At 41.9% G+C, this 23719-nt stretch carries 17 protein-coding genes; 11 read left to right on the forward strand and 6 right to left on the reverse strand.

All coding sequences use genetic code 11. The features are described 5' to 3' along the window. Nucleotides 1-45: 45 nt before the first annotated feature. The 5 genes from G563_RS0112280 to G563_RS34565 all read left to right on the forward strand — a co-directional run bounded on the left by G563_RS0112280 (nt 46) and on the right by G563_RS34565 (nt 10195). Nucleotides 46-3027, forward strand: a complete 2982-nt coding sequence (locus G563_RS0112280) for a SusC/RagA family TonB-linked outer membrane protein (RefSeq protein ID WP_028665573.1) — start codon at nt 46-48, stop codon at nt 3025-3027. A 22-nt stretch (nt 3028-3049) separates the two neighbouring features. Beyond that, entirely contained in the window at nt 3050-4489 is a 1440-nt protein-coding gene (locus G563_RS0112285) for a RagB/SusD family nutrient uptake outer membrane protein (RefSeq protein WP_051210938.1), read from the forward strand. Nucleotides 4490-4783: 294 nt separating this feature from the next. Then, the gene (locus tag G563_RS0112295; protein ID WP_028665575.1) at nt 4784-5893 is read left to right on the forward strand and encodes an efflux RND transporter periplasmic adaptor subunit; all 1110 of its coding nucleotides are present in this window, start codon (nt 4784-4786) and stop codon (nt 5891-5893) included. A gap of 62 nt (nt 5894-5955) precedes the next feature. After that, entirely contained in the window at nt 5956-9066 is a 3111-nt protein-coding gene (locus G563_RS0112300) for an efflux RND transporter permease subunit (RefSeq protein WP_028665576.1), read from the forward strand. A 241-nt stretch (nt 9067-9307) separates the two neighbouring features. Beyond that, complete coding sequence (locus G563_RS34565; RefSeq protein WP_037326689.1) at nt 9308-10195, forward strand: DNA/RNA non-specific endonuclease; 888 nt, start codon at nt 9308-9310, stop codon at nt 10193-10195. Here the strand turns inward: G563_RS34565 and G563_RS0112310 are convergent, their stop codons facing one another. Further along, nucleotides 10196-10984, reverse strand: a complete 789-nt coding sequence (locus G563_RS0112310) for an SPFH domain-containing protein (protein ID WP_028665577.1) — start codon at nt 10982-10984, stop codon at nt 10196-10198. It abuts the gene before it with no gap. 532 nt (nt 10985-11516) lie between these two features. On the opposite strand from G563_RS0112310, the gene G563_RS0112320 reads away from it, so the two are divergent. After that, nucleotides 11517-13838 (forward strand): efflux RND transporter permease subunit, encoded by a 2322-nt coding sequence (locus tag G563_RS0112320; RefSeq protein ID WP_028665578.1) that lies wholly within the window; start codon nt 11517-11519, stop codon nt 13836-13838. A 113-nt stretch (nt 13839-13951) separates the two neighbouring features. On the opposite strand, the gene G563_RS0112325 is transcribed toward G563_RS0112320, so the two are convergent. Together G563_RS0112325 and G563_RS0112330 are read right to left on the reverse strand one after the other, a co-directional pair. Next, nucleotides 13952-15304: a M24 family metallopeptidase gene (locus tag G563_RS0112325; protein WP_028665579.1), complete on the reverse strand. Its 1353-nt coding sequence runs from the start codon at nt 15302-15304 to the stop codon at nt 13952-13954. A 116-nt stretch (nt 15305-15420) separates the two neighbouring features. Then, nucleotides 15421-16251 (reverse strand): TerC family protein, encoded by an 831-nt coding sequence (locus G563_RS0112330; RefSeq protein WP_028665580.1) that lies wholly within the window; start codon nt 16249-16251, stop codon nt 15421-15423. A 128-nt stretch (nt 16252-16379) separates the two neighbouring features. Here G563_RS0112330 and G563_RS0112335 point away from each other — a divergent pair, with 128 nt between their 5' ends. Further along, complete coding sequence (locus tag G563_RS0112335) at nt 16380-17570, forward strand: methionine aminotransferase (RefSeq protein ID WP_310586560.1); 1191 nt, start codon at nt 16380-16382, stop codon at nt 17568-17570. 27 nt (nt 17571-17597) lie between these two features. Beyond that, the gene (locus tag G563_RS39140; RefSeq protein ID WP_037326727.1) at nt 17598-18638 is read left to right on the forward strand and encodes a ferredoxin--NADP reductase; all 1041 of its coding nucleotides are present in this window, start codon (nt 17598-17600) and stop codon (nt 18636-18638) included. Between the two features lie 6 nt (nt 18639-18644). Here G563_RS39140 and G563_RS0112345 read toward each other — a convergent pair whose 3' ends face one another. Further along, entirely contained in the window at nt 18645-19124 is a 480-nt protein-coding gene (locus G563_RS0112345; RefSeq protein WP_028665583.1) for a C40 family peptidase, read from the reverse strand. A gap of 482 nt (nt 19125-19606) precedes the next feature. Between G563_RS0112345 and G563_RS0112355 the strand changes: the two genes are divergently transcribed. The 3 genes from G563_RS0112355 to arsN2 all read left to right on the forward strand — a co-directional run bounded on the left by G563_RS0112355 (nt 19607) and on the right by arsN2 (nt 21807). Continuing rightward, the gene (locus G563_RS0112355) at nt 19607-20026 is read left to right on the forward strand and encodes a DoxX family protein (protein WP_028665584.1); all 420 of its coding nucleotides are present in this window, start codon (nt 19607-19609) and stop codon (nt 20024-20026) included. A gap of 87 nt (nt 20027-20113) precedes the next feature. Further along, a complete protein-coding gene (locus G563_RS0112360) occupies nt 20114-20440 on the forward strand; it encodes an ArsR/SmtB family transcription factor (RefSeq protein ID WP_028665585.1) in 327 nt (108 codons plus the stop codon). A 35-nt stretch (nt 20441-20475) separates the two neighbouring features. Continuing rightward, nucleotides 20476-21807 (forward strand): arsenic resistance N-acetyltransferase ArsN2, encoded by a 1332-nt coding sequence (gene arsN2 / locus G563_RS39145; protein ID WP_157585285.1) that lies wholly within the window; start codon nt 20476-20478, stop codon nt 21805-21807. Nucleotides 21808-21860: 53 nt separating this feature from the next. Here the strand turns inward: arsN2 and G563_RS0112370 are convergent, their stop codons facing one another. Then, nucleotides 21861-22799, reverse strand: a complete 939-nt coding sequence (locus G563_RS0112370; RefSeq protein ID WP_028665586.1) for a hypothetical protein — start codon at nt 22797-22799, stop codon at nt 21861-21863. Beyond that, on the reverse strand, nt 22771-23442 hold the full coding sequence (locus tag G563_RS36965) for a hypothetical protein (protein WP_028665587.1): 672 nt from the start codon (nt 23440-23442) through the stop codon (nt 22771-22773). Before G563_RS36965 ends, G563_RS0112370 begins: the two co-directional genes overlap by 29 nt. Nucleotides 23443-23719 lie beyond the last annotated feature (277 nt).

Genomic DNA, 23719 nt, shown 5'->3' on the forward strand with positions numbered 1-23719 from the left:
TGTAACAAACACCATTTTGTTCAACTAAAAACCAAACTAAATCTTATGCGGAATTTTTTACTAACAAGCCTAGGCTTGTTATTGGTCATTTGTGTTCAGCTTCGGGCACAAGAGCGCAGGGTAACAGGGGTTGTGACCAGTACGACAGACGGAAGTGTACTCCCCGGAGTAAGTGTAATTGTGAAAGGCACAAACACTGGAACTCAAACTGATTTGAATGGTAGCTATGCTATTACAGCTACTCCACAACAAACATTAGTTTTTAGTTTTGTGGGGATGAAGACAACCGAGGTCGTAGTAGGTAATCAATCGATTATCAATCTAACTTTGGCAGATGAGGCCGATGTATTGAGTGAAGTGGTAGTAGTAGGCTATGGTCAGCAATCAAAAAAGTTGAGCACTCAGACTATATCAACCCTATCTTCAAAATCAATCAAAGACTGGCCAGTATTGTCGCCTCAGCAGTTGTTGCAAGGACAAGCTGCCGGTGTGCAGATGGTGACTTCTTCGGGGCTGTTAGGGTCAAACCCTTCTATTCGTATTCGTGGGGCAGCGTCGATTACGGCGGGTGGGCAGCCACTTTTTGTAATTGATGGAGTACCTCTTAACGACGGCGAACTAACTGGTGCTCAAGGTGGGGGTACTGCCTTGAACCCCTTAATGAACATCAACCCCAACGACATTGAGTCAATGTCAGTATTGAAAGATGCGGCGGCTGTTTCTATCTATGGTTCTCGTGGGGCAAATGGTGTAATCTTGATTAATACCAAAAAAGGATTGGTAGATAAGAAAACCCAAATCAACGTGGATATGTTTACAGGGTTTTCGAAGCCTACTAATTTGTTCCCAATGATGAACACGCAGCAATTCAACGGCTTTGTAGGTGAATACAGAGCAGCTCGTGGATTGGCTCCTCTTCAACTAAGTAACGATTATTTTGATTGGGTAAATGCGGTAGTACGTAATGGTAAAACCAACCAAATCAACTTATCTGCAAGAGGCGGCTCAAAAAACACATCTTTTTATTTTGCCGGAACTTACGGAACAGAGCAAGGCTTCACAATTGGTAATGAGTTGGATAGGCTATCAGGCAGATTTAACTTAGAGCACAAAATCAGCGACCGCTTTAGATTTGGGACCAATATGTCTATGGCAACAGTAGACATGGATCGTATTGGTGCTGAAAACAACACTTATGCTCCGCTTACCTCTGCTTATTTGCAAATTCCTAACGTATTGCCAAGAGATGCGCAAGGAAATTATGTAAATACCGGTTTTATTCAAAACGTGTTAGCACTTGAAGAACTCAACATCAACAAGTACATTACGAGAAGAACTACTGGAAACGTGTATGCCGAGCTTGATATCTTGAAGAATCTGACATTTAGAACAGATTTTGGAATGGATATCAACGTAGGAGATTCTAAATATCGGGAAGTAAACTTGTTTACTCCAGGAGGAAGTGGTTCAAGAGATATTAGAAAGGATAGCAAATGGTTGACCACCAATACCCTCAAGTATTTCTTAGATAAAGATAAGCACTCTTTTGATGTATTGTTAGGATATAGTTACGAAGTTTCGGACTATGACCGTATCGCCGTTGGAGGTAGTGGTTATGCAAGTGATGCCTTACCCAACGTTGTATCTGCTGCTACTCCAACTACTACTTTGGAAGAGCGTTCTCGTTGGGCATTGGAGTCACAATTTGCTCGTGCCAACTATGCTTATGATGGCAAATATTTGCTAGGTGCTTCAATGAGAAGAGACGGTTCATCGAGATTTGGAGCCAACAAAAGATATGGTATCTTCTATGCTGTGAGTGGTGGCTGGGTAATCAGCGAAGAAACTTTCTTGAAAAGTAGTGACTTTATCAACTTCTTGAAACTAACGGCTAGCTATGGTACTGCTGGTAACGACCGCATCGGGAACTTCCCTTCATTGGGCCTTTACCAGGGTGGTACAGATGCCGACTACCTTGCTCAGCCTGGTTTGAGACCTACTCAAGTACCTAATCCTAATTTGACTTGGGAAGAAACGGCTCAGTTGGATCTTGGAATCAATACTACATTTTACAAAAACATTTTCTCATTGTCGTTGAATTACTACAACAAGATTACATCTAGTATGTTGTTGAACGTGCCTTTTCCATTTACGACAGGTTTTGCTAGTGCCGCCAACAACGTAGGTAAAATGCAGAACAGAGGAGTGGATATTGATTTTAGCGCGAAAGTGATTCAAAAACAAGACCTTAACTTGAGCATAGGCTTTAATGCAGGGTATTTGAAAAATGAAGTGCTAGAATTGCCAGAAGCAAGTGTCGACGCCGACGGAAACCGTTTTGTAAATGGGTCTTCGGCTCAAAGAGCCGTGGTAGGTCGTACTATCAACGAATTTTTCTTGGTAAGAGCCAATGGCGTAAATCCTCAAACGGGAGATTTTGAATGGCTTACCAAAGCTGGACAGCCTACTACTACTTATTCGGCCAACGACCGTGTATTTGTTGGTTCTGCTTTACCCAAATGGACGGGTGGTCTGAATGCTAATTTGAGCTATAAAGGATTTGACTTAGCGGTATTGTTTAGCTTCTCTTATGGCAACAAAGTGTTGATTGATGGACTAAGATTTACAGATAATGTGGCTTCAGCTGGCTTTAATAAATCAGTTGATTTGTTGAATTATTGGAAAAAAGAGGGAGATCAAGCGTTTATTCCTAAACTATCTAGTTCAACAGCTCCTTTATTCAATCAACTTTCCACTCTCCAACTTCAGAATGGTTCTTTTGCCCGCTTGAGAAACATCAATTTGGGATATAACCTGCCAACAAAATGGTTTGGTGAGCAGAAAATCTTGAGAAGTGCTAGGATTTATGCTTTGGCACAAAACTTATTCCTTATCAAGGACAAAAACTTTAGAGGACCAGATCCAGAAGTATCAGCCAATGGCCCTAGCAACTTGATTGTGGGCGAGTCATTTTTTGCTTTACCTCAGGCAAAAACTTTCACAGTCGGCTTAAATATTGGTTTCTAATCTTTTAAATGCAACACACACAATGATAAAGATAAATAAAAAAATACTGACGGTAGGGTTTGTTCTTTCCGTTTTGTCTGGCTGTTCTGAGCGACTTGAAGTGTTGCCTGAGCAATCAATTGCCACTAGTCAAGCGTTTTCAAATAAGTCTAACTCACAAGCCTCTTTGTTGGGGGTGTATTCACAATCTCAGTTGCTTGATGTGTTTGGGGCTGGTCCACAAATCATCCAGGACTTTCAAGCAGATAATACTGAATTTGTAGGGTCGTTTCCAACCTTGCAAGATATTAACAATTACGTAACTACTTCACCTAATACTACAATCCAAGCTCACTGGCAAGTTCACTATAGAACTATCAATGGTGCCAATGCCGTGATTGATAATGTACCAGGGGTAAGTGATCCGTCTTTTACAGAAGCCGAAAAAGCTCAATTTGTAGCCGAAGCTAAGTTTATGAGAGCTATCTTGTATCTGAGCTTGGTAAATATGTTTGGACAGCCCTTTCAAGTAAGCAATGGCAATACCCCTGGTGTACCTTTGGTATTGAAAAGCTTTACAGGTACGGTCGAATTTCCAGCTCGGGCTACTGTAGCGGAGGTGCATCAGCAAATCATCAAAGACTTAACCGAAGCGCTTCCTAATTTGCCAGTAGCTACTACTGCTCAATCTCGTGGACGTGCTACGAAGGGCGCTGCTGCTGGTTACTTAGCTCGTCTCTATTTGTTGAGAGGGGAGTTTCAGAAAGCCGCCGATAGCGCCAATGAAGTGATAAACGCTACTTCACTTTACAGCGTTGCTAGCAACTTTGGTTTTTACGGAGCTACTCCTACTACTGAGCACGTATTTGCAATTGTCAATAGTGCTACCGACAATGGCCGTACAGGTTCGGGTGGATGGGCATCTTATCACAGACCTGCTTCACAAGGTGGTCGCGGTGACTGCGCATTTTCCGCAGATTTAGAAAGAGTTTTTGCGTTGGAAGCGGGCGATAAAAGAATCACAGAACTAAGTGATTTAGCGACTGCCGCTGACAACCAAAGAAGACGTATGACTCTTAAATACAAAGACGCTGCTACCAATACTGACTTGGCTCCCATGATGCGTACTTCTGAAATGTATCTTACAAGAGCGGAAGCTTTGGCAGAATTGAATGGTGTAAATATCGAATCCATCAATTTGGTCAATCCTATCAGAGTACGGGCGGGACTTCCTGCTTGGACAATCAGTACTTTTGCTACCAAGCAAGCATTCATTGATGCTATCTTGCTAGAAAGAAGAAAAGAATTGGCTTTTGAAGGGCATCGCCGTATGGATTTGTTGAGAAGACAAAAACCTCTACGTACTACAGGCAGTGCATCTATTTTGGCAGCGGCGGCATTTGGTGCTCCAAAAACAATATTGCCGATTCCACAAAGAGAACTAGATCAAAACAAGAGCCTAGCTCAAAGTACAGGATACTAGGATAATTGTTGGTCAAATTTAATGTTGAAAAAGCTACCTCAAAAGGGTAGCTTTTTCAGTACATATACTATTAAAATAGAGGGCGAGGTGTCGCTTTTTTTGTTTGCTACGACGACAAAAACCAAAAATTCGTCGTTAGTAAATTCTTGTTAAACATATTTTAAGTAAATAGCTATGTAAATAAAAGTACTCTTTCTCTATCAGAACATCACTGTCGGCGGGTGCAAAAAGCATACTCTCGCTGCGCTTGAAGATAAGTACTTTTTTACAAGAAAAATGCAATGACCTAACATAATGAGCAAGCCTATAAAGTCGATTTTGACAGTTCTTGTTATCCTAATTATTACTGGATTAGCTTTTTACCCAAAACTAAAACAATATACTGAATCGAAAGAAAAAAGTGCGGGAAATACGGGCACTCAGGCGGCCTCAGCTGCTTCTAAGGGAGGTTCTGCTCCTATTAATATAATGGTAGTTGGTAATCAACGATTGGAAGAAAAAATTGTATCAACGGGTACCATCATCGCTAATGAGGAAGTGGAGATTAGAAGCGAAATAGCAGGTCGTGTGACGGCTATCAACTTTAAAGAAGGTGATTATGTGAAAAAAGGGACGGTTTTGGTGCGTATCAATGATGCTGATTTGCAGGCCCAATTACAGAAGTTGCAATATCAAAAGAAACTCGCGGAGGTCAACGAAGAACGCCAAAAAAGACTCTTAGAAAAGGAAGCTATCAGCCAAAGAGACTATGATATCAGTTTGACAAACTTGAATAGCCTAAACGCTGATATTGATAATCTCAGAGCACAAATTGAAAAAACGCTGATAAAAGCACCTTTTGATGGTACTATTGGGCTACGTTATGTGAGTGAAGGGAGTTACTTAGCACCAAATAGCACTACAAAAATCGCCACTTTGACCAATATTAATCCGGCTAAGATAGATTTTTCGGTACCTGCAAAATATGCACTTAATGTAAATAAAGGTACGCCGATTACCTTTACGACAGAAGGAGGAAGTGAGAAATTTGGTGGTCGTGTATATGCCATTGAGCCCAAAATAGATCCTAATACGCGTACGCTTACTTTAAGAGCAACTAGCCCCAACAACAACCGTCGACTCTTTGCGGGTTCATTTGCTCGAATTGAAATTATTCTTAATTCTAAACCCAATGCCATCGTAGTGCCTACTGAGGCGGTGATTCCCAATCTAAAAGGCCATAGCGTGTTTGTGGTTAAGAATAACAAAGCTCAATCAATACCCGTCGAAATCGGAACACGAGGAGACAAAACCATAGAAATTTTTAAAGGGCTTTCGGTAGGAGATACTTTGATAACTTCGGGTATCTTGCAAGTGAAGCCCGGTGGAGAGGTAGATATTAAGAATGTAGTGCGTACCAATTAAAGTAAGTTTTTGAATTCAAATTTGTACGTTCTTTAAATCCAAAATCAAATTAAACAAAAAGAATGGCTTCGTTATCAACAACCAGTATTCAGCGGCCAGTATTAGCGGTAGTGATGTCGTTAATTATCATCATTTTTGGTTTGATTGGGTTTTCATATTTGGGGGTGAGGGAGTATCCTAGCGTCGAACCACCCGTTATCAATGTCAGTACGAGCTACACCGGTGCCAATGCCGAAATCATAGAATCACAGATTACGGAGCCGCTCGAAGAGTCTATCAACGGGATTTCGGGGATTAAAACTCTGACCTCTTCAAGCCGCGACGGACGAAGCAACATCACGGTAGAGTTTGATTTAGGAATTGATTTGGAGACAGCCGCCAACGACGTCCGCGACCGCGTATCTCGCTCTTTGGGACTACTTCCGCGCGATATAGATCCACCCATTGTTTCCAAAGCTGATGCTGATTCAAATCCCATATTTTTCTTGAATGTAAAAAGTGAGAAGCGTTCGATGCTCGACCTCAATGACGTGGTGGAGCGTCAACTCAAAGAACGTTTGCAGACGATTCCGGGCGTAAGCTCCATTCAGGTGTGGGGCGAAAAGCGCTACGCTATGCGTCTGTGGATAGACCCCCTAAAATTGGCTTCTTATCGGCTTACGGCGATTGACGTACTCAATGCCCTCACTCGCCAAAATATCGAACTTCCCTCGGGTACGATTGAAGGTGCCACTACTGAGCTGACAGTGCGTACGTTGGGGCGGCTTACTACGGCTGAGGAGTTTAACAATATGATAGTGAAAGAGGATGCTGATAGGGTCGTGAAATTTGCTGATGTAGGCCGCGCCGAACTAGCCCCCGAAAACGAGCGTACTCTTATGCGTCGCGATGGTATTCCGATGGTAGGGGTGGCCATCGTACCTCAACCGGGGGCAAACCAAATCGCGATTGTGGATGAGGTATACAAGCGTTTTGATCAAATCAAAAAAGACTTGCCTCCCGATATTGTCCCTGCGATTGGCTTTGATTATACGCGCTCAGTTCGGCGCTCGATAGAAGAGGTAGAAGAAACCATCATTGTGGCATTTGTACTGGTTGCGCTTATTATTTTTATCTTTTTGCGTGATTGGCGCAGTACGCTCATTCCCTTGACCGCCATTCCTGTCTCTCTCGTAGGTACTTTCTTTTTAATGTACATTATGGGATTCTCAATCAATGTACTGACGCTACTTGGAATAGTGCTTTCGATTGGGCTAGTAGTGGATGATGCGATTGTGGTATTAGAAAACATTTACACCAAGATAGAAGAAGGGATGTCGCCCTGGGAGGCGTCAGTGGCGGGGTCAAAAGAAATTTACTTTGCCATTATTTCTACAACCGTTACTTTGGCGGCAGTGTTTTTGCCCATTATCTTCTTACAAGGTGTTACGGGTAGGCTTTTTCGAGAGTTTGGGATTGTAGTAGCGGGTTCAGTGATCATCTCGGCATTTGTGTCGTTGACGTTGACTCCTATGTTAAGTTCAAAACTTCTCAAGACCCGTCATAAACAACCTTGGTTGTATCGAGTGACCGAACCATTTTTTGTGTGGCTCAATGAGGCCTACGAAGCTTCTTTGGCTAGCTTTATGAAAGTACGTTGGTTGGCGTGGGTATTGATGGTAGGCTTTATTGGGGTCATTTATGCGCTATTCAAATACGACGCGATTCCTTCTGAGCTGGCTCCTATGGAAGACAGACGAGGCTTGAGAGTATCTATCACCTTGCAAGAAGGAGCAACATTTGATTTTACGGACCAATTTTTGCAAGAGTTTGCCAAAGTAGTAGATGACGAAATTAGTCCTCAAGAGCAAAGTGCTTTGATTACCATCACCGCTCCAGGATTTTCGACCAATGCCACCAATACTGGTTTTGTGCGGGTGGTATTGACCGAACCCGAAATGAGGCAGCGGTCACAGATGGAAATCTCGGAGGCTATTCAAGCCAAAGTAAAGAAGATACCGGGTGCGCGCTCTTTTGTGATTCAAGATCCTACTATCCAAACGGGGCAGCGAGGAGCCAATTTCCCCCTTCAATACGTAGTACAAGCAACTAGTTATGAAAAATTGAGGGCAATTATCCCTGAGCTCATGAAAAGGGTAAGCGAGAGTCCGATGTTGCAGGGGACAGATGTTAACCTTAAGTTTACAAAGCCCGAAATTCGCCTTGAAATTGACCGTGACAAAGCCCAAAACTTAGGGGTTTCGATTCAGGATATTGCGCAGACGCTTCAACTGGGATTGTCGGGGCGGCGGTTTGGGTATTTTTTGATGAACGGAAAACAATACCAAGTCATTGGACAAATCGACCGCTCAGACCGGAACGATGTTATTGATTTGAAATCACTTTTTGTAAAAAGTAACCGCAACGAACTTATTCAACTTGATAATTTTGTCAAATTAACGGAACAAAGCTCCCCACCGCAGTTGTTCCGATTCAATCGGTCGTCAGCGGCTACGATTACCGCAAGCTTAGCCAAAGGAGTGACGCTGGGGCAAGCTATCAATGAAATGGACAAGATCGCCAATGAAGTCTTGGACGATACTTATACTACGGCATTGGATGGTCAATCGCGTGAGTTCAAAGATAGTTCTTCGAGTTTGTTGTTTGCATTTGCCTTGGCGCTTGTTTTGATATATCTGATTTTGGCGGCACAATTTGAGAGTTTTATTGACCCTGTTATTATCTTATTGACGGTGCCGTTGGCAGTGTGCGGAGCGCTTTTGTCTTTGTGGGATTTTAGTCAAACCCTCAACGTGTTTAGTCAAATCGGGATTATCACTTTGGTAGGGCTTGTTACCAAAAACGGGATTTTGATTGTGGAGTTTGCCAATCAAAGAAAAGAAGCGGGATTGAGTAAAATCGAAGCTGCCAAAGAAGCATCGGCGGCGCGTTTTAGGCCTATTGTGATGACTAGCCTTTGTACTATTCTAGGAATTTTACCTATCGCGCTTGCGTTGGGAGCGGGTTCCGAAAGCCGTGTTTCTATGGGGATTGCAGTAGTAGGAGGGCTTTTATTCTCAACTGTTCTTACACTTTATATTATTCCAGCGATATACTCTTACCTTTCGCGGAATCTTAAACACACTTCAAACGAGCCTGCTCCTCAAAAGCTGGTAGTTGAAGAAAGTCAGTGATTTTTTTTAGTTTTCCATACCGTTTCTTGAAGAACCCCTGCCGAAAGGTAGGGGTATTTTTTTGTGCTTTAAGTGTAGTGGAAAATATACTAAAAATCTCAAATACAGCCTTTGTGGCTTATTTTTATATACAAAAATGGGTATTTTTTTTATACTAAAATAAAAGTATTCATGTAATTTCGTTGGTAAACTAAGGCTCATTCTTGTGCTTTTGTAAAGAAGAGCTTCTGAAAAACAACGCATGAAAACGCTTTATTTATTAATAGTAACGGGGCTGATGCTAGGAGCTTGCCGTTCGGAGTCAGAAGTGATTCCTGTGAATGAAAAACCTACCCGTGATGCACATCTTGCTCTTGGCAATCCTAGTAAAGCCACCACCAATCCCGCCAATTTAACAAACTATCTGCTTGAAAAACAAACCTATGTGGTAAGCTATAATGCTACCCTAAATTTGACAAACTGGTGTGCATGGCATTTGTCGGAAGCTTGGAAAGGAGGAGTTGAGCGCTACACGGGTTCGTTTATTGCCGACAATACCCTGCCGGCGGGCTGGTACGTAGCTCGTCATGCAGACTATACCAACAGTGGTTTTGACCGGGGGCATCTTTGCCCTAGCGACGACCGCGATAGTACGGTAGAAGAAAATAAAAGCACGTTTTTGTTGACCAATATCGTTCCTCAAGCTCCTCAACACAACCGTCAAAGCTGGCGATTGTTGGAAGAATATTGCCGTGCGCTCATGAAAGAGGGCAATGAACTCTACATCATAGCAGGTACTTGGGGAGTAGGTGGAGAAGGTGACAACGGAGGGGCGACGAGTATTGGAAATAGCAAAATCACGGTGCCAAGCGCGCTTTGGAAAGTGATTTGTGTGTTGCCTGTGGGTTTCAATGACCTAAAGCGAGTACAAACCTCGACGCGGGTGATTGGTGTATGGATGCCCAATAACAACGCCGTTGGTGCCCAAAAGTGGTCAACTTATCGGGTAAGCATTGATGAAATAGAGCAAAAAACAGGGCTTGATTTTTTTTCAAATGTTTCGTCAGACATTCAAAAAGTAATTGAACAAAAAATGGATATCCAACCAATCCAAGCCCTGTTTGATGAAAGAGTAGATACAATAAATTGATTATTGTTGACCCAAAATAATGGGGGTTCGACCGTCTGTAATGATGACCTTATTTTGGGTAGTTCTAATGGCTTCAATCCACTGCTCTTGTAATACTCTAGGCTCTAACCCACTCGCTTTGACGCGGTTGGCTTCAGCTTCAATCTTGGCTTTTTCTAGGTTCATGCGGGCTACTTCAAGTTCGTTTCTAACTTGTTCGGCTTGTTGCTTGGCATTGTTGCGTCGTTCGATAGCCTCTGCCATAGAAGCGGGTGGTTTGAGACCACTAGTAAGTGCGGTAAGGGTGAAGAATTTATTTTCAAAATCTTTTTTTAATCTCATCTCTACCGATTGCTCGAAATTATTGAGGTTGTTCATCAGACTATCAGTACTAAAATTACGCGCTTCTTCACGGTAGGCATTGACGACTAAAGCATTTAAGACTGCCGATTCAATGTTGTCCATGATGGTATTGGCATCATCGATTCCGACGTGTTTGTAGTTGAAAATAATATCAGCCCCTTTGCCTCTGATGGCTTGATAAGTAAGGGAGGGGTCTACCGTAAACACACCTGCATCTTTGGCAGTAATGACTACCTCGGTAGGGTCAGCTTTTTGTTCAAACATGGGTACTTGGTAGAGCTCTGTGCCTGGCCCAAGTAGCCCTTGCGAACCTGTCACTACTGAAAAATCGCCTCGGCCTTCGCGACCGTAGTTTTTCATGAGTACACCTTCGTAGTTGGGCTGAACGCGATTACAAGCAGAAAGAGCCACAACGCTCAAAATCATTAGTTTAAGAGTGTTTTTCATTTGGGACGGAAGTATTTAGTGTATGGAAAAAAGATAAGAACAATAAGATGCACTATGGCAGTACCCCAAGCTAAGTAGGGGTGATTGGTTTTAAAAACCCACCAATGTACCCAAAAAGCAATGAAGTTGAGAAGTGCAAAAACAAAGACTCTGAAAAAGAAAAATTGCATACAAAGTGAGGGTTAGTGTTTGATTATTAAAGTATTGCAATAGTAATAGATAAGACAAGGTATCACTACTGGATGTTTGTTTTGTAATGATATTTATTTAATGGTCGAGAAGGAAAGAGGTTTTTACTAAACGGCTTGAAAGTAAATCTAACGGCGTAAAAATAGGGGCAGAAAGAGGAAGTTAGAATGACAAAAAATGTAGCTACATTTTTTCATTAAATTTTATTCGATTTATAATCGCCTGAAAACAAGTAGATTGGTGGTTTGGGTGTGTTCTTTTTTTATCATATTGACATTTTAAGACCTTATCATCTGTCTAGGTAAGTTATCTTTGCACCTTTCATAAAACTGGATTGGTATTTATGTGGCATAAAATTGCAGATTTTATTATTCGTTTTCGACTTATACTAGTTGCGATAGTAGTATTGTCCACTGCTTTTATGGCTTATGAAGGCAGTAAAATTGAGCTTTCGTATCAAATGGCGCGTATACTTCCGCCCAATGATCCCACCGAAAAAGAATACCAAGATTTTCGTAAACTCTTTGGCGAAGACGGCAGTGTGATGGTGATTGGTTGGGAAGATTCAAAGATGTTTGAAATTAATAAATTTCGGGATTGGACCAACTTGGCGCAACGCATCAAAGACACAAAGGGGATTAAAAACGTGATGTCGCTTGGTCATTTGTATAAAGTAGTGCGTAATGATAGTTTGAGTCGATTCGATTTTGTTCCACTGCTCAAGGGCTTACCTACTACTCAAGCAGAGGCTGATTCGATCAAAAAGCAAGTGGGTGATTTGCCTTTTTATGAGGGCTTGGTGCTCAATTCGAAGACCAATGCTACGCTTATTGTGATTACGTTCAACGAAAAAGAACTAAATTCTTCGCGACGTATTACGATTGTACAAGACATCAGAGAGATGGCAAGGGAGTTTGAAGAAAAACACAACACCTCGCTACATTACTCAGGTATGCCTTACATCCGCACCGTGATTATGAAAAAAATCTCGGGTGAGATGCAGTTGTTTATGGGCCTAGCGGTTCTGGTGACAGGTTTTATTTTATGGGCATTTTTCAGATCGCTTCGGCTTACTATGGTTTCTATCGGTGTAGTACTGATTGGAGTCGTATTTTCGGTAGGGATACTTCAGCTTTTTGGATATAAAATCACCGCTTTGACAGGGCTTATTCCTCCACTGTTGATTGTAATTGGTGTGCCCAACTGCGTATTTTTACTTAATAAGTACCAAGCCGAGCTGAAATCTCATAGCGATAAGCTTAAAGCCATTCGTGAAATGGTGGTACAGGTTGGGCTTTCTATTTTCTTAGCTAATGCCACTACGGCGATTGGCTTTGGCGTGTTTTACTTTACCAACAGTGCACTTTTGGTGGAGTTTGGGATTGTGGCTTCGATTTGTGTTATGATAACTTTTGTGTTGTGTTTGGTGCTGTTGCCGATTACTTTGTATTATATGGATGTTCCTAAGGCGCGTCATTTGCGTCATTTGGATGGCAAATGGGCTATGGGATTCTTACACAAAGTAGATTATTTGGTACATCATCGGCGGCGGGCTATCTATATTGCCATGGTCATTGTGATTGCGATTTCGGCCTATGGCATGACCAAAATAAAAGCCATAGGATACGTAGTGGATGATTTACCCAAAGATGACCCTATCTATGTTGATTTGCGTTTTTTTGAATCAAATTTCAATGGAGTATTGCCATTTGAGGTCATGATTGATACCAAACAGCCTAATGGTGTTTTTGGAAATCAAGCCAAAACACTTTACAAAATCAAAGCTTTGCAAAATGAATTGGCTTCTTACAAAGAATTTTCTAAACCTATCTCAGCCGTAGAAGCCTCACGGTTTTTGTATCAAGCTTACCGAGGAGGAAATGGCAAATATTATGTATTGCCTGGGGTATTGGAGCTTTCCAAACTTACCGATTACGTAAAAAGCGAGCAGGGCGGAGCACAGCAATTAAACACTTTTTTGAATAAAGACCGTAGTATTACGCGGGTGAGTTTTCAAATGGCCGATGTGGGGTCGGAGCGTATCAAAGAACTTATCAAGGAGATTAGGCCTAAAGTAGATTCTATTTTTAGCCCCGACCAATACAAAGTAAGTTTGACTGGACACAGTCTTGTGTTCTTAAAAAGTAACGACTATCTGTTAGGGAATCTTTATGAGAGTTTGTTGATTGCGATTGTACTGATTGCATTGGTAGGAATGGTGCTGTTCCGCTCAGTATCGATTATTCTATTGTCTAAGTTGCCTTGTCTTATTCCTTTAGCACTTACAGCAGGTATCATGGGGTATTTTGGGATTTACTTTAAGCCTACTACTATTCTTGTATTTAGCATTACTTTCGGTATTGCATCTGATGGTACAGTATACTTCCTGACGCGTTATCGCCAAGAAATATATCAAAGAGGACGTACCCCGTCGGAGGCGATTACCCAATCAATTTTTGGGACGGGGTTGAGTATGATTTATACCGCAGCAATTCTTTTTTGTGGGTTTGCGATTTTTGCCGCCTCAAGTTTTGGGGGTACAGCAGCCATGGGAGTGATGGTTTCTATTACGCTGTTGGTAGCAATGTGTACCAATCTCATCTTACTGCCAGCGTTGCTATTGTCGATTGCGAAACGTCAAGGTAAAGACGTTTTGCCTTCATAAAACATTTAACCCCTGAAAGATATAAAATAAGTCTTTCAGGGGTTAAATGTTTAATTAATTATTTGAAAATGAGGAAATTAAATAGTTGTTTTTAAATTTCTTAATTAACTAATTTACTTCACATTAGGCAATTTTCGAGGAATCGTAAAAATTTCTGTTTGCCGCCCGTCTAGGTATTTAAACCCTTCTTGTGTATAGTAGCCGTCTTCTTCGAGCATGATTCTAATTGTTTTTTTCCATTCGGGAATCTCGACTGCTACATTCAATTCTATGGAATAGGCCGTATTAGGAAACAGAGGATAATCACCCGGACCTGCTACGCCTTTTTGTTGATCCCACATACCTATGGTAGGGCCCGCAGCGTGTCCATGAACCCCGATGGGGTGAGAATAAATACTAGCCGTGATTTCTTCGTTTTTTGCTTGCTCAAGCGAGGCAAGGAGCATTTGATTGCCAGTTGTACCCGATTTAAAGCGAGAAGTAAGAATGTCTTGAAGACGATTGCCTTGCGCAAAAGCTTTTTTCAAAAAAGTTGGTACTTCTGTTTCGCCTGGACGAAGCACATAGGCGTGCTGCTGTTGGTCGGTGTTGAGACGAAGGTAAGTAATGCCAAAATCACAATGTAACAAATCTCCGGGCATGATGACTTGCTGAGCAGGGCGTTTAGAAAAAGTACGAAGATGGTCAAAACTAGCCGGGTCGAAGCGTTGAATATCGACGGTGGGATGAAACCAAGTTTCTAGTCCTAAGTCGGTTACTTTTTGTCGCATCCACCATACTACATCGTCGGTAGTAGTAACACCCGGATGGATTACTTTTTCGGAAAAAGCTTCTTGAATGATTTCGTGAGAAATACGGCAAATAATCGGGTAAATGGCTTCTTCTTTGGCACTACGTGTTTCGAGCCATGCTACCGCCAAACGGTCAGCTGCTACGATTTTGGATTTTTGTTTTTCAGACAGATGAGCCATTAGCTCCTTTTGCTCGGTATAAGTAAGGCCATCAGCATGACCATAATCTTTAGAAAAGTTGAGAGCGATTTTTTTAGGATTACGTTGTTCGATAGCGTTGGCAAGAGCGAGCCATTGATTGGGCTGTACATTGATGTCCCACTCACCTTTTAGTAAGGTTCCTACATCATAACGAGCGATGGCTAGTTTTTCGAGTGGTTTGTCGCCACCGGCATCGTAGAAAACCATAATAGTACGTCGGCGGGCAGAAAGCCACGTACTAGGTAGCATCGTCCGCATGACGGGGTCTTCGTTGTATTCGCGGGAGATGATGACCCACATATCAATTCCCTCACGACGCATGAGCTGAGGGAGAAGATTGGTAAGACGGTCTTCCAAGATTTCGTCAACGACGCGGGCGCGATCTCGCTCAGGTAAAATGGGGTACTGAGCTGAAAGCTCGGCAGCTATTAAACAAAAACTAATGATGAGTTTGAGGAGTAAAGTTTTTTTCATAGATAGTCGGGTTGATGAGGTGAAGTATATTTAAAAAAACGAGGGATTGGAGCCATAAAAAAAGCGTTGGTGTTTTATTTATGCAACAAACACCAACGCTTTTTTACCAAAAGAGACTACTCTGATTGATGCGTAGGTAAGATACCTTCTTTCTCGGCTTGAGATGGGTAGCTGTGTAATTGAACAGGCTTGGCACCTTTACGCATTTTGATGTTGAGAAACTCCACAAAAAGCGAAAAAGCAATGGCAAAATAAAGATAACCTTTAGGAACTGAACCTACGTGAGTATTGAAAATAGAAACTTCTGCTAAGTGAGCACCTTCTGCAATCAGCATGAAACCGATAGCAATCAAAAAAGCCAAGCCTAGCATTTGTACAGAAGGGTGACGATTGACAAAATCGCCCACTGGACCCGAAAATAGCATCATGATGACCACCGATAGCACCACGGCGATAATCATGACCGTCACGTTTTGGGTAAGACCAATAGCCGTCAAAATAGAATCAATCGAAAACACCACGTTGATAAGGGCGATTTGGATAACCACGCTGCTAAGCGTAGCTTTTCCTTTGCTTTGAGTAGTGTGGACTTCTTCCTCAGCGCCTTCCAATTTGTGGTGAATCTCAGACGTACTTTTGTAAAGAAGAAACAATCCTCCCACAATAAGAATAACGCTTTGTCCTGAGAAGGCGGCTTGTAGCCACCCCATATCGATATGGGTAAAAGGCTTAGAAAGCGAAATGATAAACGAAATACCAAACAACAAAGATACCCTGAAAATCATGGCAAGGAGCAAGCCGATGTTTCGTGCTTTGGGTTGGTCTGTCCGAGAGAGCTTGTTGGCTGCAATCGAGATAAAGATGATGTTGTCGATACCCAAAACGATTTCCAAAAACGTCAGGGTTAGTAAACTAATAATCGCATCGGCGGTAAATAATGATTCCATTGAGTGTAGAGAAATTTAGCAGAGAATGATAGATGACAAAAAAACGATTTGTGTAAGTTTGGTTTTAAAGATAATTGACAAATTGTGATTGAGAAAAAGGAAAACCCAAAATTCATCGCGAATTCGGTGTGAATAGAATAATTTTACACGAAATTACCAAACACTACATGGACGGTTTAAAAATAGAGTCGAAACTTCCCAACGTCGGAACCACCATATTTACTGTAATGTCGGCACTTGCTCATGAGTATGATGCCATCAATCTTTCTCAAGGATACCCTGATTTTGAAATGCCTGAGCCTTTGGTCAGGCTTACTAGTCAGGCCATGGAACGAGGCTTTAATCAATATTCTCCGATGGCTGGCTGGATGCCCCTTCGCGAGAGTATTGCCTCCAAAATCCAAGATTTGTATGGAGTGGTTGTCAATCCTGATTCCGAAATCACTATCACACCAGGAGGAACCTATGCTATCTATACGGCTTTTACGTCGGTACTAAGAGCAGGAGACGAGGTGATTGTGTTTGAGCCGGCCTATGATAGCTATATCCCCAATATCGAAGTGAATGGTGCCGTAGCGATTAGGATTCCGCTACAATTTCCGTCTTATCAAATCGACTGGGAGGAAGTAAAAGCGCGGATTACCCCTCGTACTCGCATGATTGCGCTCAATTCTCCTCACAATCCCACCGGCAGTGTGTTGCGCGAGGAAGACATTGCGCAGTTGCGTCATTTAGTGCAGCAGCACAACCTGCTCATTCTGTCTGACGAGGTGTATGAGCATCTTATCTATGACCACGAACCACACCGAAGTATCTTGCGGTACCCCGATTTGCGTGAGCGAGCTTTTGTTTGTTTTTCATTTGGGAAAGTATACCATTGTACTGGTTGGAAAATGGGCTATTGCGTAGCTCCTCCTGCTTTTACGGTAGAGTTTCGCAAAGTACATCAGTTCAATTGTTTTTCATGTTATACGCCAGCGCAGGTGGCATTGGGAGAGTATCTCAAAGATAAACATGCTTATCGGGCTATTGCCCAGTTTTACCAGCAAAAACGAGATTACTTTGGGATATTGATGAAACAAACGCGTTTTAAGCCGTTACCTAGCCGAGGTAGTTATTTTCAACTATACCATTTCGATCATTTTTCGAGTGAGTCCGACAGGGAGTTTTCTATTCGGCTTACCAAAGAGCATGGAGTAGCGTGTATCCCAGTGTCGGCGTTTTATCAAGAAGGAATAGACAACGGTGTAGTGCGCTTTTGTTTTGCCAAAAAACAAGAAACGCTCGAAAAAGCCGTCGAAAGATTGGTCAAAATATAAGTAATCGTAACCCTAAACTAAGAATTGATGTCCAGTACTATCCAACTACGCGTAAAAGCATTTGTCAGTGAAACTTATGACGCCAAGACAATCTTCTTAGAACCCCTTGATGGCGAGAAAATGTTATACGAATCAGGACAATTCCTGACGTTGATAGTACGACACAATGACCATGAAGTTCGTCGGTCGTATTCCTTGAGTTCTTGGCCTGAAGAAGATAATCTGTGCATTACGGTCAAACGAGTGACTAACGGCGAAATCTCACGATACTTGCTTGACCACTTGAAGGTAGGGGATGTGTTGGAAGCATTGCTACCAGCGGGCAGATTTATGGTGACTACGCAGTCAGCTACCAAACGCGACATTTTTATGTTTGCTGCGGGAAGCGGAATTACGCCTATGTATTCGTTGCTCAAAAAAGTCCTATATCTCGAACCCCAAAGTGTAATCACGTTGCTTTACAGCAATACCCGTGAGCGTACAATTATTTTTAAAGATGCTCTAGAAGAGCTTCAAGCTCAGTTTCCTAGCCAACTGCGCTTGTATCATCTCCTGAGCGAACCTTCCTCAGAATGGGATGGAATGCGCGGTCGGCTCAATAATACGCTCACCGAAGATTGGGTAAAAAACAAACTACTCTTTGAGCCAAAAGATGCTTTGTTTTTTGTTTGTGGGCCGCCCATTTATATGCAAGTAGTACAGTTTACGTTGGGATATATGGGCTTTGATGAAACCCAAATTCGTAAAGAAAATTTTACGATTCCAACCGCAATTCCTCAATTACCTACCTCGGAAGCACATACGATTGGTCTTCGATATTTGGGAAAAGACTACCAACTCACAGTACCTGCTTATACCAATATCTTGAAAGCGGCACTTGAGGCAGGTATTCAGCTTCCTTACAGTTGTAGAGGAGGACGGTGCTCGGCTTGTATTGGTAAATGTATCTCGGGAAAAGTAGGAATGATTATCAATGATGTATTGACAGAACGAGACTTGGCGCAGGGATGGATGCTTACCTGTACAGGATACCCTCAGGATGACGAAGTAGTGATACAAATACTCTGAAAATCTTTATTTTACGACTCGCCTTACGCCCATGTACCTTTTTTGATAATAATCGGCGTGCAGAAAATCATAGCGAATTCCCCCTTTCCATGCCGAATGTATAAACTTGACGTAGTTTGTGCCTACTTCTACAATCATGCCTACATGGCCAATGCGAGCACTTTGGGAATTGTGTCCTTTGAAAAATATCAAGTCACCTGCTTTGGCTTCGCCTAGGGCGATTTCGACGCCATGCGAAATCTGGGCAGCGCTTGAATGAGGTAAATAATAACCAAATTTGGAGAAGCAATATCTGACAAATCCTGAACAATCAAAGCCTTTGGGAGAACTGCCTCCGCTCCGATAGCGATAAGCAAGATGCTTGTGGGCAAACTTCAATAAATCGCTTATGACGGGAGTATGGTTAGTGGAGTCAGCAGCCGCTTTTTGGGCGAAAACACCTTGCGAGAAAATACATAATACAAGTACTAAAAGTAGTTTTTTCATGTATGTCTTGGGGTTTATTAAGTAGCCAAAAATGGTACAATAACAATGCCAATAACGGTAACAAAAAGGATAAAACCAAGAATTTGCTAGGTTATTTTATGCCTGATTGAGACACTATGTGACTAGGTGAGCAGTAGTGCCATAAAATGATTTTTGGGTGTTTCTAAAGGAAAAAATCCCTTAAAGTGTTGGAACTTAGGTTGATATAATATTTTGTTTGGAGATGTGTCTGCTCACTTTTATAATGAAAAAGAGAATATTTTAAGCAAAATATTTTTCGGAGAAGCGAATAGATTCAAACAACATATTTGCCAAAATAAGGAGACTTTTGGGGGAAACTAAGCCGATGAGTAGTCTATCATAAACCCTAGACGTATGCCACAAAAACCATACCGTTTTTTAAACAAAATTGCTTGATAATTTGTACTAAAATAAGATAAAGTGAGTTATAGAAATATAAAAAAAACGTAATCAGCCAACGAATGAATTCATTATTAAAAAACACAGCTATTGGTACTTTGACAGATATATGGTTGCTTTTGCTACGTGTCTTGGGGGGCGGTTTCATGTTTTTAGCACACGGTCTTCCCAAATGGCACAAACTCATGGCGGGAGGCACTATTAAATTTAGAGACCCATTGCATATTGGTACTTACCCGTCACTTTTATTGGCCGTTTTTGCGGAAGTTTTCTGTGCACTTTTGCTGTTGTTGGGTGTCAAAAGCCGTTTAATGAGTATTCCGCTCATGATTACAATGATGGTGGCCGCTTTTGTGGCTCACAGCGACGACCCGTTTGCTAAAAAAGAAGCGGCATTGTTATATTTATTGCTCTACGGAACCATCTTTGTTTTTGGGGGAGGTAAGCATTCTATTGATGGCTTGCGGGAGCGAAATCGCTAAAAGAGAAAGGCTTGTAAATTTTTTTAGCGAAGAATATTTTTGTTTTAATTTTTATCGTAATATTGCGATGGATTATTGATTTAACTCATGGGACTGTCCAAAACAGAAGTTTTTACAGACAAAGAAAACCGTATCGCAGATTTAGCAAAGGCCTTTGCGCATCCTGCAAGAGTAGCTATTTTGCGGTTGTTGGCTCAAAAAAAGGCCTGTGTTTGCGGAGATTTGGTCGACGAACTGCCTCTTTCTCAGGCCACTGTGTCACAGCATTTAAAAGAGCTTAAACGTATCGGCATCATTCAAGGGAGTATTGAGCCTCCGCGTGTGTGTTATTGTATCAACCAAGTAGTTTGGGAAGAAGCTGAAGAAGCTTTTGGAGCTGTATTTGGGCTTTTAGCGAAAACAAGCTGTTGTTAAATTTTTTTGCCATTAATCATCGTAATATTACAATCATGAATGCTGAACAAGTACTTAAAGAACTGGTACGCGAAAAATACACGGAAGTGGCGGACCAATCAAAAAATCAAAATGCTGCCTCTTGCTGTGGGTGCGGGCCTAGCTGTAGTTCCGATGAAGATTTTATTGGAATCATGGCCGAAGATTACACCAAGCTGAGTGGCTACGTGGCCGAGGCTGATTTGGGACTAGGATGCGGCCTGCCTACCCAATTTGCCCAAATCAAGAAAGGAGATACGGTGATAGATTTGGGAAGTGGTGCCGGCAATGATGCCTTTGTAGCTCGTACACAAGTAGGAGGGGAGGGCAAAGTAATAGGCATTGATTTTACGGAAGCAATGCTCAAAAAAGCCCGTATCAATGCCGAAAAATTGGGTTTTAATAACGTCGAATTTCGCTGGGGCGACATCGAAGAGATGCCCGTCAGCGATGGCATAGCCGATGTAGTGGTGAGCAATTGTGTCTTGAATTTAGTCCCTAACAAAGCGCGTGTTTTTGAAGAAATCTATCGCGTACTCAAACCACAAGGTCATTTTAGTATTTCGGATATAGTATTGGTAGGGGAGCTTCCGGCGGGGCTTCAGCAGGCTGCTGAGATGTATGCAGGCTGCGTAGCGGGTGCTATTCAAAAAGAATTGTATTTGGGGCTGATTCAAAAAACAGGCTTTGTCAATGTATTATTACAAAAAGAGCGCGAGATATACCTCCCTGATGAAATTTTAGGCTCTTTTTTGTCGGAGGCCGAAATAGCCGAGTTTAGACAAAGTGGTACAGGGATTTATAGTATTACGGTCTACGCCGAAAAGCCTGGCATGATTAGTCCTTCAATACAACTTAAAAAAGCACAAGCGTCTGATTTCGAATTGGTTGTAGAAACTTTGAAATCAGCAGGGCTACCTACCGAAGATATTGAACTTACTTTGCCCTATTTTTCGATAGCATTGGCTGACGACAAGCTTGTAGGCGTAGCGGGGCTCGAAATATACGGTACGTATGGATTATTACGTTCGGTGGCAGTTTTGGAAGACTTTCGTAATTTCAAAATTGCGCATCGGTTAGTCAATGGTATTCTCAAAGAAGCTCGTTTAGAGGGAGTTAAAGAAGTATATTTAATCACCACAACCGCCGAGAAGTACTTTGAAAAAGAAGGTTTTGAACAGGTAGATAGAAGCGCTATACCTACCGAAGTCGCACATTCGTCCCAAATAAGCAGCTTATGCCCAAGTTCGGCGGTGGTGATGAAAAAGAAAGTAGAAAAGCCTAAAATTGAACTAAACAATCTGACTTCCAGCGCTGCCTGTTGTAGCCCTGATGCGGGTTGTTGCTAGTATTTAAGATAGTATCGGGCCCGTGATAGATTCACGGGCTTTTTGATAATGCACTATATTTTGTTGAAAATTGCGAGGAGCGATTTCTTTGCGGCGCTATCGGGTACTTTTACTAAAACGGCTCGCCATTCACTAGCCAACTTTTTGGTTGACTTTTGATCTGCTGCGTCCATTTCTTTGATGCTGTCGATAGGAAGAGCGCCTAATTCTTCTTTTAAATTATTGACAAAAAAAGCAGCATTTTTGCCATTAGGATACTTTTTGAGATAATTGCCAGCTTTGTTCATGGCTCTTTCGAGTACACATACCCAATAGCCTTCACATTCTCCCCCTATTTCTAAATTACTTGCTTCAAAGGCTACTTGTTCTTTAAGGGGCGTATTGACAGGAATGCTGCTTTCTAATTTCCAAAGAAGTTGAGGGTCAAGAAAATAGCCTGCATTGCCATAGTCGGAGTAATAAACATAGTTTTTGTGAGTGCTTACCCAAGTTTTCAATTTGGTATTATCGGGCTGAACAGTACGAGCTATTTTCTGAATACATAGCAACCGATAAAGTTCTAATTCTGCGATTTGAAGAGAAGTGAAATTTTTGTCATTTTTAAGACTCATAATCCATTTTTCTACTTCAAGGTTGGGACTGCTATCTTCTTCAGGACGCAACATATAGGCACGTGCCACCTCCAATAGAATTGTATGGAGTGGCTTTTGGTCAATTATTTTTGCTTGACTGGTAACAATCCACCCTATCTTGCCCGTACTGCTACTTATTTTGAGGGCTTTACCATTGCGAGATTTTTCTAATAATTTTACACTACTACCGATGCCAACTGAGCCATTAGGTTTACTAGTCAATGAAGGCTCTTGATAAAGAGAGGTGGCGGGGCGTGTAATCACCAATTCTTGAGCAATGGCACTATTTACTAAACCCCACGAGATAAAAATAGAGCATACGATGCTCATCTCAAATATAAATCTCTTTATAAATGGCATATTGGTTGGGTTTGAAAGATTTAAGTTTAAAAAGTGGTTTTTTCCCAATATTGAAACGAGATACTTTGTCGTTGGTTGCTTTGCCTTTATCAGGCTCAAGCCACTGACCTTGGGTTAGCTCACCTACGCCAGTGCTGAGATTGAAGTCATATTTACGAAATTGATTGTTGTGGGTAGAGGCACTTGTATAAGTAGCACCAATCAATGCCCAGTCATTGTTTTGGAAACGCCAACGATAATCATAGCCCCAACGGTCGGCGCTGCCTCCGTAAAACTGCACCAATAAAGTGCCGCGTTCGATGACCAATCCTGCCCAAGGGTCGCCAAAGACCCCTCCTTCGTTGGAGAGCAAAATAGATTCGTTGGATTGCACTGAAAGCTTATAGCTGCCGTCAGTTTGCTTGAAAGCTACCCACAAGATTCTGGGGTTTTGGTCATTGTCAGTTTCTTTGAGATTTTTGACGGTGACATCACTTTCGATGACCACTGCAAGATCGGGTAAGTTATCTTTGTTTAAATCCCCTACCGCTTGTTCCAAAATATGCCAACCTTTGGGGACAAATGACTCCGTTTTGGTGCCAGAAGAGGGTAGAATAGGATATTGATAAATCTGAAAAAACAACAAAAAAAACAATGCGTTCATAATGTAAAAATCAAGTTTTGCCAAAAATATACGTCAGCGATTCTTTTTGCAACATCATCTTTTAGAATAAATATCGGACTTCCGTGGTTTTCTTATTAAGGCCTACTTGGAGTGGCTTCTATTGCTTCTTAAGCCTTAAAATGCGCGATTTGGGCAGGTCACAAACATAAATATTCTTAAAGTTGGAAAATATGTTGAGCCTCTCCGTGCTAAATCCTAACTTTGCAGCGTGATATAGTCACATAATCGGTGTCATCGTGGCACTGCTGGTTAATTT

It is taken from the genome of Runella zeae DSM 19591, from assembly GCF_000423565.1.
In the GTDB taxonomy this organism is placed as follows: domain Bacteria; phylum Bacteroidota; class Bacteroidia; order Cytophagales; family Spirosomataceae; genus Runella; species Runella zeae.